General features: G+C 56.4%; 10 protein-coding genes and 1 pseudogene. 9 read left to right on the forward strand and 2 right to left on the reverse strand.

The window, feature by feature from the left end; translation table 11 throughout:
- The first annotated feature begins 116 nt into the window (after window positions 1–116).
- A complete protein-coding gene (locus BFV64_RS03720) occupies window positions 117–689 on the forward strand; it encodes a fimbrial protein (RefSeq protein ID WP_137984526.1) in 573 nt (190 codons plus the stop codon).
- 163 nt (window positions 690–852) lie between these two features.
- Here BFV64_RS03720 and BFV64_RS03725 read toward each other — a convergent pair.
- Window positions 853–1,550, reverse strand: a protein-coding gene (locus tag BFV64_RS03725; RefSeq protein ID WP_223216367.1) for an IS1 family transposase whose coding sequence is annotated in 2 segments (ribosomal slippage) — window positions 853–1,301 and window positions 1,301–1,550 — 699 coding nt in all. Because the reading frame shifts where the segments join, the coding sequence is not laid out codon by codon here.
- A 51-nt stretch (window positions 1,551–1,601) separates the two neighbouring features.
- On the opposite strand from BFV64_RS03725, the pseudogene BFV64_RS03730 reads away from it, so the two are divergent.
- The 7 genes and pseudogenes from BFV64_RS03730 to fhuB form a co-directional block, all read left to right on the forward strand.
- Window positions 1,602–2,222, forward strand: a pseudogene (locus BFV64_RS03730) (fimbrial biogenesis chaperone); the annotation flags it as partial.
- Window positions 2,223–2,242: 20 nt separating this feature from the next.
- Window positions 2,243–4,720 carry a fimbria/pilus outer membrane usher protein gene (locus BFV64_RS03735; protein ID WP_069601710.1) on the forward strand — a complete coding sequence of 826 codons (2,478 nt, stop codon included), beginning with the start codon at window positions 2,243–2,245 and terminating at the stop codon, window positions 4,718–4,720.
- A 13-nt stretch (window positions 4,721–4,733) separates the two neighbouring features.
- A complete protein-coding gene (locus BFV64_RS03740; RefSeq protein WP_059372499.1) occupies window positions 4,734–5,738 on the forward strand; it encodes a fimbrial protein in 1,005 nt (334 codons plus the stop codon).
- Between the two features lie 205 nt (window positions 5,739–5,943).
- Window positions 5,944–8,154: a ferrichrome porin FhuA gene (fhuA, locus tag BFV64_RS03745; RefSeq protein WP_047624634.1), complete on the forward strand. Its 2,211-nt coding sequence runs from the start codon at window positions 5,944–5,946 to the stop codon at window positions 8,152–8,154.
- Window positions 8,155–8,204: 50 nt separating this feature from the next.
- The gene (gene fhuC, locus BFV64_RS03750; RefSeq protein ID WP_059372497.1) at window positions 8,205–9,002 is read left to right on the forward strand and encodes a Fe3+-hydroxamate ABC transporter ATP-binding protein FhuC; all 798 of its coding nucleotides are present in this window, start codon (window positions 8,205–8,207) and stop codon (window positions 9,000–9,002) included.
- Window positions 9,002–9,892, forward strand: a complete 891-nt coding sequence (fhuD, locus tag BFV64_RS03755; RefSeq protein ID WP_014882614.1) for a Fe(3+)-hydroxamate ABC transporter substrate-binding protein FhuD — start codon at window positions 9,002–9,004, stop codon at window positions 9,890–9,892. Before fhuC ends, fhuD begins: the two co-directional genes overlap by 1 nt.
- Window positions 9,889–11,871, forward strand: a complete 1,983-nt coding sequence (gene fhuB, locus BFV64_RS03760; protein WP_023332122.1) for a Fe(3+)-hydroxamate ABC transporter permease FhuB — start codon at window positions 9,889–9,891, stop codon at window positions 11,869–11,871. Before fhuD ends, fhuB begins: the two co-directional genes overlap by 4 nt.
- Before the next feature lie 65 nt (window positions 11,872–11,936).
- Here the strand turns inward: fhuB and hemL are convergent, their stop codons facing one another.
- Window positions 11,937–13,217: a glutamate-1-semialdehyde 2,1-aminomutase gene (gene hemL / locus BFV64_RS03765; RefSeq protein ID WP_014882616.1), complete on the reverse strand. Its 1,281-nt coding sequence runs from the start codon at window positions 13,215–13,217 to the stop codon at window positions 11,937–11,939.
- Window positions 13,218–13,394: 177 nt separating this feature from the next.
- Between hemL and clcA the strand changes: the two genes are divergently transcribed.
- On the forward strand, window positions 13,395–14,795 hold the full coding sequence (gene clcA / locus BFV64_RS03770) for a H(+)/Cl(-) exchange transporter ClcA (protein ID WP_059372496.1): 1,401 nt from the start codon (window positions 13,395–13,397) through the stop codon (window positions 14,793–14,795).
- Window positions 14,796–14,813 lie beyond the last annotated feature (18 nt).

Consider the following 14,813-nt stretch of genomic DNA (forward strand, 5'->3'; position numbering starts at 1 on the left):
AAACATGGCTGGGTTAATTACCCCTGTATGAGTGATATGAGCGCTTAAATAACATTCTGACGCACAGTATTGGGGCGGGAATGGATGACTGCATCGATATATATAAGGATATGATTATGAGTAAGTATGTTCTTTCTTCATTTTTGGCTGCAAGCATAATGGCATCGCTGTCTCTGCCAGCATTTGCCGGAAACGATTCTGGCACGGTGAACTTTGCCGGGAAAGTGGTGGCCGACACCTGTGAAATTAATGTTGATGGCTCCGGTACGACCTCGTCAACCGTCACGTTCCCCGATACCTATGCGTCGGACTTTGGCACTGATGGCGCAGTGGGCACCAGCAAAACGTTTAATATTGAAGTGAAAAAATGTGACCCGCTGGTTGCCAAACTCAACCTCAAATTCAGCGGAACGACAACGGATGCCGCGCATAAACGTCTGAAGAACGACCTCAGCGGCGCCGGTAATGCCACCAACGTTGGCATCATCGTCAGCAATGAAAACGGCACGAAAGACGATGTGGTATTTGATGGCTCCCTGCCTTCGACGGGAACGGATGTGGCTAACGATGCGACGGGAACAAATGCCTCAGTCTTTAACTACATCGCGAAGGTGATTCAGATTGGTGATACTGCACCCACCGCAGGCCGCTATTCTTCTTCGGCAACTTTCGAGGTTGTCTATCGCTAAGTCATTACTGGCAGCCTTTATGGCTGCCTTTTGGAACGTTGTATGAAGACTTTATTTAAATTGTTATGTGGTTGTTTAATTATTTCTTGTCTGTCAGCGCAGGCCAGCGTGGTTTTGGGTGGTACTCGTATTATTTATCCATCAAATAGGTAATGACTCCAACTTACTGATAGTGTTTTATGTTCAGATAATGCCCGATGACCTTGTCATGCAGCTCCACCGATTTTGAGAACGACAGTGACTTCCGTCCCAGCCTTGCCAGATGTTGTCTCAGATTCAGGTTATGCCGCTCAATTCGCTGAGTGTAACGCTTGCTGATTACGTGCAGCTTTCCCTTCAGGCGGGATTCATACAGCGGCCAGCCATCCGTCATCCATACCACGACCTCAAAGGCCGACAGCAGGCTCAGAAGACGCTCCAGTGTGGCCAGAGTGCGTTCACCGAAGACGTGCGCCACAACCGTCCTCCGTATCCTGTCATACGCGTAAAACAGCCAGCGCTGACGTGATTTAGCACCGACGTAGCCCCACTGTTCGTCCATTTCAGCGCAGACAATCACATCACTGCCCGGCTGTATGCGCGAGGTTACCGACTGCGGCCTGAGTTTTTTAAGTGACGTAAAATCGTGTTGAGGCCAACGCCCATAATGCGGGCGGTTGCCCGGCATCCAACACCATTCATGGCCATATCAATGATTTTCTGGTGTGTACCGGGCTGAGAGGCGGTGTAAGTGAACTGTAGCTGCCATGTTTTACGGCAGTGAGAGCAGAGATAGCGCTGATGTCCGGCAGTACTTTTACCGTTACGCACCACGCCTTCAGTAGCTGAGCAGGAGGGACAACTGATGGAGATGGAAGCCACGGGAGCACCTCAAAAACACCATCGTACACTAAATCAGTAAGTTGGCACCATTACCCATCAAATAAAGCTGAAGTACAAATAGCCCTTAAAAATAAAGATCCCCATACGCGTTATCTGGTACAAAGCTGGGTCAGCTATGTCAATAATGCAAAAGCGCCCTTCGTTATTACCCCTCCTGTTTATAAGCTGCAGGAAAATCGTCAAACCCTTTTACACGTTATTTTTACTGGCGATAAAAAAAGCCTGCCATCAGACCGTGAATCGCTGTTCCTGGCGAATGTGAAATCGGTCTCCGCGTTGTCGCCTGAGCTGAAAGAGAAAAATACCCTGCAGTTCGCGATGAAAACGCGGCTGAAGCTTTTCTGGCGCCCGTCTCAGTTAAAAGAGGCCGATGCGCTGGTGGCGGATGAAAAAATCACGTTCCGTCGTCAGGGCGACACGCTTATTGCTAAAAACCCCACGCCGTTTTACGTCTCCTTTGGCGAGCTGGCCGTGGGCGGGAAAAGCGTACCGGTGAAAGAGACCGAAACCACGCCGGGGGCTATTTCGATGATGGTTGCACCGTTTAGCGAGCAGCATTTTGCGTTGCCAAAAGGGGCGACGGGTGCGGTGACCTGGACGGCAATCAATGATTTTGGGGCGCAAACCCCTCAGCGCAAGCAGGCCCTTTAACGGGATCGTGTTGGAATGCTATGTCCTCTCCCTCTCGCCAAAAACAGGTATGGTCCGGGATCGTGCTCGCACTGTTCGTCGCGATCCCACCTGCGTGGGCTGATGACGAATTCAACCTGCGGATCCTTGAGCTGGATACGCCGCTGGAAAATACCGCTACGCTCAAAAACTTCATTAATGATAACGGCTTGCTGGCAGGGCGCTATCTGACCACCATCATGTGGGATCGGGACGTCGTGGATAAACGCGAGGTCACCTATGTGCTTTCTGACGATAAGCAGCAGCTTCTGCCGGAGCTGACCAAAGCGGATCTGCGTGAATTTGGCGTGAACGTCGACGCGGTGCCGGATCTCAAAGATATGGACGATGCGGCCTGCATTTGGGATATCTCCCATTTTATCGAACATGCTCGCTACGATTACAATCAGGATAACCAGACCCTGACGCTGGTCATTCCCCAGGCCTACCGCAACCTCGCGGCTGCGGGCGCCATTAACCCGAAATTCTGGGATGACGGTGCTCCGGTGGCCTGGACAAGCTATCAGCTCAGCGGTTCTCAGCAGCATTACAGCACGGGCCAAACCTCATCAACCTGGCTTGGCCTGACATCGGGTCTTAATCTGGGCGCGTGGCGGCTGCGCAACAACAGTACCTGGAGTGACTCTTCGGGCTGGGAAGCCATCGCCACCACCCTGCAGCGCGATATCAAAGCGCTGAAAAGCCAGCTTGAACTGGGCCAGACGTACACCAACAGCGAGCTGTTCGACAGCGTGCAGATGACCGGCCTGACGCTGGAAACGGATACGGCGATGCTACCGGTCAGCCAGCAGGGGTTTGCGCCAGTCGTGCGGGGGATTGCCAACAGCGATGCAAAAGTCACCATTAAGCAAAACGGCTACACCCTTTATCAAACCAACGTCTCGCCGGGGCCATTTGAGATCCGTGATTTAAGCCAGGTCGCCTCCGGCGCGGATCTGGAAGTCACCGTTGAAGAGGCGGATGGCTCGGAGCATAGCTTCATACAGGCCAGCGCGTCGGTGCCGGTCCTCCAGCGTGAGGGCGGGTTTAAGTATTCGCTGGCGGCCGGGCGTTATCGCGGCAATGAAGGGGAAGATGAGCCCACCTTTGTGCAAGGTACGGCTATTTATGGCCTGCCGTATGGCGTGACGGCCTACACCGGCGCTCAGGGTGCGTCGATGTATCATGCACTATTGCTGGGGGTTGGCGCGGATTTGGGTCATCTGGGCTCAGCCTCGGTGGATATCACCACCGCGAGAACCGCCTTTGATGACGGACGTGATGACGCAAATGGACTTTCATGGCGAGCGCAGTATTCAAAAGATATTCCCGACACAGATACCACCGTCACGCTTGCCAGCTACCGCTATTCCACCTCCGGGTTTTATACCTTTCAGGAGGCTATCGATCAGCGCGACAGCGAGATTGATGACGGCATTTATACCTATCGCAGAACCAACAACCGCCGAAGCCGCATGCAGGTAAACCTTTCCCAGCGGCTTTCTGACTGGGGCTCGGCGTATCTTAACGGCTATCAGCAGGATTACTGGGATATGGACGGCCACGAGCGCAGCGTCAGCGCCGGGCTGAGCTCCAGCTGGCGGGATATTACCTGGTCGATAAGCTACAACCTGACCCGCACGCCAGATGCCGATTCCGATCGGCAACTGGCGTTGAACGTCAATATCCCGTTATCGCACTGGCTCTCTAACGCATGGGCAAACTACAGCGTAAATACCGCAAGCGGCGGGTATGTCTCGCACCAGGTGGGGATCGGGGGGACCGCGCTTGAGGATAACAAGCTGAGCTATAACCTCCAGCAGACCTACGCCAACAAAGATACGGGCTATGGCGGCAGCGTATCCGGGCGCTATCGCGGCTCGTCCGGCGAAGTTGGCATGGGGTACAGCTACGGCGGGGATAACCGACAGTGGAACTATAACGCTCAGGGATCCATCGTGGCTCACGGTCAGGGCGTTACGCTGGGGCAGCCCGTGCGGGACGCTTTCGCGATTGTACACATCAACGACGGAGAGGATGTCAACGTTCAGAGCGGCCGCGGCATTTATACCGATGCGTTTGGTAATGCCATCGTGCCGTCGCTTACCGCTTACCGACACAACACCCTCACGGTAAACACGCAGGAACGCAGCGATATTGATATTGACGCGGCAACGTTAGATCTCGTGCCGACAAAAGGCGCGGCGATACTGGCGAACTTCGAGGCCCGCGTTGGGCGTCGCGCGCTGGTCACGCTGCGTCATCAGGGTAAACCAGTGCCGTTTGGTGCCATCGTGGCGCTTGATAACACCACCGCGATTGTCGGGGATGATGGCGAGGTCTACCTCTCAGGGCTTAATGGACACACATCGTTCAGCGCGCAGTGGGGAGAGGCGGGCGACGAACAGTGTCATGGCGTCATCGATTTACCCGATGACAATGGCGAGGGAATCATTAATACCGCGGTTAATTGCCAATGAGGCTGGAGAGAAAATGCGCGTGACTATTCTGGTGAGAACCGTTATCTCTGCCGTACTGCTGGTCGCCGCCGCGCGGGTACATCCGGCATTTGCTCAATGTACTTTCAGCGGCGGGGATGGATCTGGCGGCATTGTTACCTTTCAGCTTCCAGCGGTCTTTATGCTCGATCCCGATACCCCTGTGGGGACCGTAATTTATGACAATGCCGTCGAATCCAATGAAATTACGGTGCACTGTGGCGGAGCTGACGCGCAAATCCGGCGCGGCTATTTGACCCTGACGGATGCCGACGCGCGTGAGGACGTTCTGCCGGGCGTCTATAAAACCAACGTGCCGGGGATTGGCATCCGTGCGGCGGCGTCAAGCGAACGGTTGCCCGACTATATAGAGGAGGACCTCATTCGTCCCTGGCAGTATTATGGCTACAAACATGGCGGGTCTGATGGCACCCACGTCTTTCGGGCCGCCGCTCAACTGGTGGTCATCGGCCAGGTCCAGGACGGGATGCTGGATACCTCGCGCCTGACCTCGCAGGATACGCTCGGCGGTGTCGTGGTCGGTGAAATGCGTTTTTCGCCCACCAGCGTCCATATTACGACCAATACCTGTAATCTGGTTGACCGTAACATTTTTGTTCCTCTCAAAACGGTCAATTCTCAGGATTTTGACGGGCAATACTCAGAGATACTGACTGATGGTAGCTTTAAGATCGCAATAAACGACTGCGCGGCGGGAACAAAGATTGACTATCAGTTCACCCGCACGGGGTCGACGGGGGTGACCAACGGCTCGATTTTGGGCATTGCATCCGGTGATGCTGCCGCACAAGGGGTGGGGATTCAAATTCTCGACAGCAACGATACCGTCCTTCAGTTTGACCAGACCTATACTGCGATATCCGCTACGCAAGACAAGGTGCCCGCAGAGATCCCCCTGAAGGCCCGCTACGTCAAAACGGGGGAGGTCAAACCCGGAAAAGTCGAGGCGGTCGCCACGTTCGAGCTGTTTTACCGCTAATGCTTCCCGCCCGCTCCGGCGGGTTTTGGCGATCCTTTCGCTAACATCATTAACCCCCTGTTTTCATCTGGTTAATTCTTAATCCCTCAATTCTCGTAGGGCCGCTTATTGCTTGCTATGCAACCGGCGTTTCGCCTATTATTCTTGCGCTCATAATAATAATTCTCGTTTACGTTATCATTAACCTTTCCATCAGAGATACAACATGGCGCTTTCCAATACTGCTCAGCCAATCAACACGTCGCTGCGTAAAGTCGCGGTCGTCGTAGCCACAGCGGTTGCCGGCATGTCGGCTTATGCACATGCTGCCGAAACCCCGAAAAAAGAAGAAACCATTACGGTAACTGCAGCGCCTGCGGCACAGGAAAGTGCCTGGGGACCGGCACCCACGATTGCGGCCAAGCGCACCGCCACGGCGACCAAGACCGATACTCCAATTGAGAAAACCCCGCAGTCTATTTCCGTAGTCACTCGTGAAGAGATGGACATGAAGCAGCCGGGGACGGTGAAGCAAGCGCTGGCCTATACGCCGAGCGTTTTTGCTACTCGCGGTGCATCAACAACATATGATGTAGTTTCTATCCGTGGTTTCACCACTTCCACTACCGTGAATACTAACCAGTACCTGGACGGGATGAAGCTACAGGGTGATAACTATTCTGAAGCGTCAATGGATCCCTATTTCCTTGAGCGCGTCGAACTGCTGCGTGGCCCAACATCCGTTCTGTACGGTAAAAGCCACCCGGGCGGCGTGGTCAGCATGGTCAGCAAGCGCCCAACCACCGAGCCACTGAAAGAAATCCAGTTCAAAATGGGTACCGATAACCTGTGGCAAACCGGGTTTGATTTTAGCGATGCGATTGATGATGACGGCGTGTGGTCATACCGCCTCACCGGTCTGGGGCGCAGCGAAAATGCACAGCAGGAAATGGTTAAGTCCACCCGCTACGCCATTGCACCCGCTTTCAGCTGGCGTCCTGACGATAAAACGGATTTCACCTTCCTGAGTAATTTCCAGAGCGATCCGGATGCAGGCTATTACGGCTGGCTGCCGCGGGAAGGCACCGTTGTGCCGTACTATGATGCCAATGGCAATGCGCACAAGCTGCCGACAGACTTCAATGAAGGTGACGAAGACAACAAGATCTCCCGTCGCCAGAAGATGGTGGGCTACAGCTTCTCACATGAGTTTGACGATACCTTTACCGTACGTCAAAACCTGCGCTATACCAAAGTTAATACACTCTACCGTTCTGTTTACGGCAACGGCTATATCGCGCCGGGGAAAATCAGCCGGGCCTATGTACGTTCTGATGAAAACCTGAATTCGTTTACAGTTGATACTCAGCTGCAATCCAAATTTGCGACCGGTGCAGTGGATCATACCCTGTTAACGGGTGTCGATTACTTGCGCATGCGTAACGATATCGATGCTGATTACGGCACCGCTGACCCTATCAGCATGAGTAATCCGCAGCATAACAATGCCAATATCAACGTGAACTTCCCGTATGCCGTGCTCAATCGCCAGGAACAAACGGGCCTGTACGCGCAAGATCAGGCTGAATGGGATAAGTGGGTCATGACCCTTGGCGGACGCTATGATTTCGCCAAAACGTCCACGTTGACGCGTTCCTCTGACACGACGGCTGAAATCAACGATCGGGCGTTCACCTGGCGCGGCGGGATCAACTACCTGTTTGATAACGGTATTACGCCGTACTTCAGCTACAGCGAATCCTTCGAGCCTATTTCCGGTGCAACCCAGGGCGGTAAACCGTTCGATCCGGCTCGTGGCAAACAGTATGAAGCGGGCGTGAAGTATGTACCGAAAGATCTGCCAGTGGTTGTGACTGCAGCGGTATACCAGCTGACTAAAAACAACAACCTGACGGCCGATCCGGCGAACCCGACCAGCGGCTTTAGCGTACAGGGCGGTGAAATTCGTTCCCGCGGGTTCGAACTGGAAGCGAAAGCGGCAGTAACGGCAAACGTTAATGTGACGGCATCCTATAGCTTTACTGATGCAGAATACACGCACGATACCTGGTATGAAGGCCGCCGTCCGGCGGAAGTGCCGCGTAATATGGCGTCTCTGTGGACAGATTACACCTTCCACGAGACGGCGTTGAGCGGTCTGACGGTAGGGGCGGGAACCCGATACATCGGTAATACCGTTTCTTACTACTCTGCCTCGTCGCCAAAAGCCTACCAGTCGTTCAACGTCGCGGGCTATGCGCTGGCGGATGCGACCGTGAAGTACGACCTGGCTCGCTTTGGGCTGCCGGGCTCTTCTGTCGGTGTCAACGTAAACAACATCTTCGACCGCGAATACGTCTCCAGTTGCTACAGCGAATATGCGTGTTACTGGGGAGCAGGACGTCAGGTTGTCGCCACCGCGACCTTCCGCTTCTAATCTCTTTTTGGGCACGGTTCGCCGTGCCCTTTTTATTTAAGTTGGCTGATATGCAGGATAATCAAACGCAAACCGACACCACCTTCACGCTCAATCATCTCTCCTTTCGCGTACCCGGACGCACGTTGCTGCATCCGCTCTCTCTGACGTTCCCGGCCGGTAAAGTGACGGGCCTGATTGGTCACAACGGTTCCGGTAAATCCACGCTCCTTAAGATGCTGGGACGCCATCAGCCGCCGTCTGAAGGGGATATCCTGCTGGACGGACAGCAACTGGAGAGCTGGAGCAGCAAAGCCTTTGCGCGCAAAGTGGCCTATCTGCCGCAGCAGTTGCCGCAGGCGGAAGGGATGACGGTGCGTGAGCTGGTGGCGATTGGGCGTTATCCGTGGCACGGGGCGCTTGGGCGCTTCGGCGCGGCTGACCGGGAGAAAGTGGAAGAGGCGATTGCGCTGGTTGGGCTAAAACCGCTGGCGCACCGTCTGGTGGATAGCCTGTCTGGCGGTGAGCGTCAGCGGGCGTGGATTGCAATGCTGGTGGCTCAGGACAGCCGTTGCCTGCTACTGGATGAGCCTACCTCTGCGCTGGATATTGCCCATCAGGTCGACGTGCTGGCGCTGGTACACCGGTTAAGCCAGCAGCGTGGCCTGACGGTGATTGCGGTCCTGCACGATATCAACATGGCGGCTCGCTACTGCGATTATCTTGTCGCGTTACGCGGCGGCGAAATGATTGCGCAGGGAACACCGTCAGAATTAATGCGCAGCGAAACGCTGGAACACATTTACGGTATTCCAATGGGTATCTTGCCTCACCCGGCTGGGGCTGCACCGGTGAGCTTCGTGTACTGATGCTGGACAACACATTTATCAGCCGTCGTCGCCTGTTGACGGCAATGGCGCTCTCACCCCTGCTGTTTAACATGACGACGGCGCGTGCTGCCGCAGTCGATCCTCACCGCATTGTGGCGCTGGAGTGGCTGCCGGTAGAGCTGATGATGGCGTTGGGTGTCACGCCCTATGGCGTGGCGGACATCCCTAACTATAACCTCTGGGTGAACGAGCCGAAGCTGCCGGACTCGGTGATTGACATCGGCCTGCGTACGGAGCCAAACCTCGAACTGCTTACCCAAATGAAACCGTCATTCCTGTTCTGGTCTGCGGGCTATGGCCCGTCAGAAGAGACCATGGCACGTATTGCGCCAGGGCGCGGTTTTTCCTTTAGCGACGGTAAAAAACCGCTGACCGTGGCGAAAAACTCGATCAACGAGATGGCGCATTTCCTCAACCGTGAAACGGAAGCCAAAAAGCATCTCGATGAATTCGATGCCCTGATTGACGCCCTGAAGCCGCGCTTTGCCGGGCGGGGCGATCGCCCGCTGCTGATGGTGACGCTGCTGGATGCCCGCCATATGCTGGTATTCGGTAAAAACTGTCTGTTCCAGGAGGTGCTGGACAGCTTTGGCATTCGCAATGCGTGGGAAGGGGAGATGACCTTCTGGGGCAGTACCGCCGTCGGTATCGATCGTCTGGCGGCGTTTCGTGATGTGGATGTGCTGTGCTTTGACCACGGCAACGAGCGCGAAATGCAAACGCTGATGGCGACGCCGCTCTGGCAGGCGATGCCGTTTGTGCGCGAGAAGCGCTTCCAGCGTGCGCCCGCTGTGTGGTTCTACGGCGCGACGCTATCGGCCATGCATTTTGCCCGCGTACTGGATAACGCGCTGGGAGGTAAAGCATGAGTACCCGTATCGCGCGTTTCCCGGTTCTACTGCTGTCCGTGCTTTTTCTGGCTGCACTGTCATTCACCGGGTTCAATCTCTCGACGGCGTTACCGCGTGCGCAGTGGGGAGCCGCGCTGGTCTCGCCGGATATCGACAATATTCAGCAGATGCTGTTCCACTACAGCCTGCTGCCGCGTCTGGCGATCTCCCTTTTGGTCGGGGCCGGTTTAGGCCTGGTAGGCGTCTTATTCCAGCAGGTATTACGTAACCCGCTGGCGGAGCCAACCACGTTGGGCGTCGCTACCGGGGCGCAGCTTGGGATCACGATCACCACGCTGTGGGCATTGCCCGGCGCGTTAACCTCGCAGTTTGCGGCCCTCGCGGGGGCGTGTGTCGTAGGGGCGCTGGTCTTTGGTGTGGCCTGGGGGAAACGCCTTTCTCCGGTAACGCTGATTCTTGCCGGGCTGGTTGTCAGCCTCTATTGCGGTGCGATTAACCAGCTGCTGGTGCTGTTTCATCACGATCAGCTGCAAAGTATGTTCCTTTGGAGCACCGGCACGCTCACCCAGACCGACTGGAGCATCGTGCAGCGTCTGTGGCCGCAGCTGGCGGGCGGGGTCGTGCTGACGCTGCTGCTCCTGCGTCCGCTGACGCTCATGGGGCTGGATGATGGCGTGGCGCGCAACCTGGGGCTGGCACTGTCGCTGGCACGCCTGGCGGCGCTCACGCTGGCGATTGTGCTGAGCGCTCTGCTGGTTAACGCGGTTGGCATTATCGGCTTTATCGGTCTCTTTGCGCCGCTGCTGGCAAAAATGCTCGGGGCGCGTCGGCTGCTGGCGCGTCTGCTGCTCGCACCGTTGATCGGGGCGCTGATCCTCTGGCTTTCCGATCAGATCATTCTCTGGCTGGCCCGCGTCTGGATGGAAGTGTCTACCGGGTCAGCAACGGCGCTTATCGGTGCGCCGCTGCTGCTGTGGTTGCTCCCGCGTTTGCGCAGCATCAGCGCGCCTGCGATGGACGCGGGCGATAAGGTCTACGCGGAACGTCAGTCGGTACTGTGGTTTAGCCTTGCCGGTCTGGGAGTCTTGCTTCTCGCCTCGTTTGCCGCACTCGCGTTTGGGCGCGATGCCGCAGGCTGGCACTGGGCAACGGGTGATTTACTCAACGAATTACTGCAATGGCGCTGGCCGCGGATCCTCTCCGCGCTTATTGCCGGTGTGATGCTGGCGGTTGCGGGCTGTATTATTCAGCGTCTGACCGGTAACCCGATGGCGAGCCCGGAAGTGCTGGGGATCAGCTCCGGTGCCGCCTTTGGCGTGGTGCTGATGCTGTTCCTGGTGCCAGGGAACGCGTTTGGCTGGTTGATGCCTGCCGGGAGTATCGGTGCGGCGGTGACGCTGATGATTATTCTGATTGCCTCTGGCCGCGGCGGATTTTCCCCGCACCGGATGTTGCTGGCCGGGATGGCGCTCAGCACGGCCTTTACGATGCTGTTGATGATGCTGCAGGCGAGTGGCGATCCGCGAATGGCGAAGATCCTGACCTGGATTTCTGGCTCAACCTACAACGCGACCGCCAGCCAGGTTGTGCATTCCGGGATCGTAATGATTGTGCTGCTGGCGATTGTGCCGCTGTGTCGTCGCTGGATGACCATTCTGCCGCTCGGCGGCGAAACGGCGCGGGCTGTGGGCATGGCGCTGACGCCTACGCGTGTCGCACTTCTCCTGCTGGCAGCGTGCCTCACGGCAACGGCAACCATGACTATTGGCCCGCTGAGCTTCGTCGGGTTGATGGCACCGCATATCGCCAGAATGATGGGGTTCCGCCGGACAATGCCGCACATTGTGATGTCAGCCCTGACGGGCGGAGTCATTCTGGTATTTGCGGACTGGTGTGGAAGGATGGTGCTGTTCCCTTACCAGATCCCGGCGGGACTGCTGTCGACCTTTATAGGCGCGCCGTATTTTATTTATCTGTTGAGAAAGCAGAGTCGGTAGTCAGGTGCGGCCTGATGCCCTCACCCCGGCCCTCTCCCACGGGGAGAGGGAGAATATCGTAGGCCTTAAAGCTTCGCAAACACCTTACGCGCCGCGTCGATGGTGTTATTGATATCTTCTTCGCTGTGCGCCACGGACATAAAGCCCGCTTCAAACGCCGACGGCGCCAGGTACACACCTTCTTCCAGCATCAGGTGGAAGAAGCGCTTGAAGCGTTCAACATCGCACTTCACGACGTCCTGATAGCAGGTCACGGTTGGCGCATCGGTGAAGAAAATCCCGAACATGCCGCCGACGTGATTGACCACCAGTGGGATACCCGCCTCTTCTGCGGCTTCCAGCAGACCGTTAGCCAGTTGAGTCGTCAGGTCGGTCAGGGTTTCGTGAATACCTGGTTGCGCCACTTCGGTCAGGCAGGCGAAGCCTGCGGCCATCGCAATCGGGTTGCCGGAAAGGGTACCAGCCTGGTAGACCGGGCCCGTTGGCGCCAGCGCTTCCATCACATCCTTACGGCCGCCGAATGCGCCAACAGGCATTCCGCCGCCGATGATTTTGCCGAGGCAGGTCAGGTCCGGCTCAACGCCATAATAAGACTGGGCACCCGCCAGCGCTACGCGGAAGCCGGTCATCACTTCGTCGATGATCAGCAGGGCACCAAACTCATCGCACAGGGCGCGCAGGCCCGGCAGGAAGTCCGGCTGCGGTGGAATGCAGTTCATGTTGCCCGCTACCGGTTCAACGATGATGCAGGCGATCTCCTGCGGATACTGCTCGAACGCCGCGCGAACGGTGTTCAGATCGTTATAGGTACAGGTCAGGGTATGCTTAGCGAAATCCGCCGGCACGCCAGGCGAGTTTGGCTGGCCGAGGGTCAGCGCGCCGGAGCCTGCTTTCACCAGTAAACAGTCTGCGTGACCGTGGTAGCAGCCTTCGAATTTAATGATTTTATCGCGACCGGTAAAACCGCGCGCCAGGCGGATCGCGCTCATGGTCGCTTCTGTACCGGAGTTCACCATACGTACCATGTCCATGGTCGGCACCAGTTCGGTCACCAGCTCCGCCATCTTCACTTCCATTTCGGTTGGCGCACCGAAGCTCAGGCCACGCTGAGCGGCTTCAATGACCGCGTTACGAATGGCTGGGTGGTTGTGCCCGAGCACCATCGGTCCCCAGGAACCGACATAATCGATATAGGCTTTGCCATCGACATCATACAGATACGCGCCGTCAGCACGTTCAATAAACAGCGGCGTACCGCCCACGCCGGTAAAGGCGCGAACAGGCGAGTTCACACCACCTGGAATAAGCTCCCGGGCTGCACTGTAGAGGTTTTCAGACTTGCTCATGGCGTCGTTCCTGGTTCGTATAAAATGATTAAGCACACTATTCTAAGTGATTCGCAGTAGGTTATGAAATTTTTAGCCAGATAATGCTTTAAGATTTGTTAAGTATTTTTAAGGGGACGGAGGGAAGGTCTCTGGTAAAATCTCCTCGGCTTTTTGTATGACGAATAAGAACAGGACATGAAATCAGATTCTCCGTCTTTTGAAGAACAACAGTTTACGCGCGCTCAGCACCGGATCAGTATTCGGCGGCTGCTCAATCGCGATAAAACGCCGCTGGCGATCCTTTTGGCTGCAGCCGTGGTGGGGACTCTCGCCGGTCTGGTTGGCGTGGCGTTTGAAAAAGCGGTCAATGCCGTACTCAACTGGCGAGTGGGCACCGTCGCGGGTTTTGCCGATAGCCGGTGGCTGGTCTGGGTCGGGGCATTTGGACTATCGGCGCTGTTTGCCATGGTGGGGTATTTTCTGGTGCGTAAATTCGCCCAGGAGGCCGGCGGGTCTGGCATCCCGGAAATTGAAGGTGCACTAGAAGAGTTGCGCCCGGTGCGCTGGTGGCGCGTGATCCCGGTTAAATTCATCGGCGGTATGGGGACGCTGGGCGCGGGGATGGTGCTGGGCCGGGAAGGGCCAACGGTACAACTGGGGGGCAACGTCGGACGCATGGTGGGCGATCTGTTCCGGATGCGAAGCGCCGAAGCGCGCCATACGCTGCTCGCCACCGGTGCGGCGGCGGGTCTTTCAGCGGCGTTTAACGCACCGCTGGCGGGCATATTGTTCATCATCGAAGAGATGCGCGCGCAGTTCCGCTACAATCTGATCTCCATTAAAGCCGTGTTTACCGGCGTTATTATGTCGAGCATTGTTTTCCGCCTCTTCAATGGCGAAGGGGCGGTAATTGAGGTGGGTAAACTGACCAACGCGCCGGTCAACACCCTGTGGCTTTACCTGATCCTCGGCATGATTTTTGGCGTGGTGGGGCCGCTGTTTAACACCTGCATCTTACGTGCTCAGGATATGTTCCAGCGTATTCATGGCGGCAATACGACGAAATGGGTGCTGATGGGCGGCCTGCTGGGCGGGATGTGCGGCGTGCTCGGCTTTATTGAGCCGAATGCCGCAGGCGGCGGCTTCGGGCTGATCCCCATCGCCGCAGCGGGAAATTTCAGCGTCGGTCTGCTGCTGTTTATGTTTATCTCCCGGGTTATCACAACGGTTCTGTGCTTCTCCTCCGGTGCACCCGGCGGGATTTTCGCCCCGATGCTGGCGCTTGGTACGCTGCTGGGCACCGCGTTTGGTATAGCAGCCAAAGTGGGCTTCCCGGCGTATCATCTTGATGCTGGCACCTTCGCGGTGGCCGGCATGGGGGCACTGCTGGCAGCGTCTCTGCGTGCACCGTTGACCGGTATCGTGCTGGTGCTGGAGATGACAGATAATTACCAGCTCATTTTGCCAATGATCATTACCTGTCTCGGGGCGACACTATTAGCCCAATTCCTGGGCGGGAAACCGCTATACTCCACCATCCTCGCGCGTACCCTGGCAAAGCAAGAGGCGGAGCGGGCCGCCGCGCAGAATACTTGAATGAATTACCAGGGTATT

Origin of the sequence: Enterobacter kobei (genome assembly GCF_001729765.1) — a bacterium.
In the GTDB taxonomy this organism is placed as follows: Bacteria; Pseudomonadota; Gammaproteobacteria; order Enterobacterales; family Enterobacteriaceae; genus Enterobacter; species Enterobacter kobei.

What these genes read in the sequence shown, in the direction of transcription:
- fhuA (WP_047624634.1), top strand. Translation starts at nt 5,944, where the DNA reads ATGGCGCTTTCCAATACTGCTCAGCCAATCAACACGTCGCTGCGTAAA.
- fhuB (WP_023332122.1), top strand. Translation starts at nt 9,889, where the DNA reads ATGAGTACCCGTATCGCGCGTTTCCCGGTTCTACTGCTGTCCGTGCTT.
- BFV64_RS03720 (WP_137984526.1), top strand. Translation starts at nt 117, where the DNA reads ATGAGTAAGTATGTTCTTTCTTCATTTTTGGCTGCAAGCATAATGGCA.
- clcA (WP_059372496.1), top strand. Translation starts at nt 13,395, where the DNA reads ATGAAATCAGATTCTCCGTCTTTTGAAGAACAACAGTTTACGCGCGCT.
- hemL (WP_014882616.1), bottom strand. Translation starts at nt 13,217, where the DNA reads ATGAGCAAGTCTGAAAACCTCTACAGTGCAGCCCGGGAGCTTATTCCA.
- BFV64_RS03735 (WP_069601710.1), top strand. Translation starts at nt 2,243, where the DNA reads ATGTCCTCTCCCTCTCGCCAAAAACAGGTATGGTCCGGGATCGTGCTC.
- BFV64_RS03740 (WP_059372499.1), top strand. Translation starts at nt 4,734, where the DNA reads ATGCGCGTGACTATTCTGGTGAGAACCGTTATCTCTGCCGTACTGCTG.
- fhuD (WP_014882614.1), top strand. Translation starts at nt 9,002, where the DNA reads ATGCTGGACAACACATTTATCAGCCGTCGTCGCCTGTTGACGGCAATG.
- fhuC (WP_059372497.1), top strand. Translation starts at nt 8,205, where the DNA reads ATGCAGGATAATCAAACGCAAACCGACACCACCTTCACGCTCAATCAT.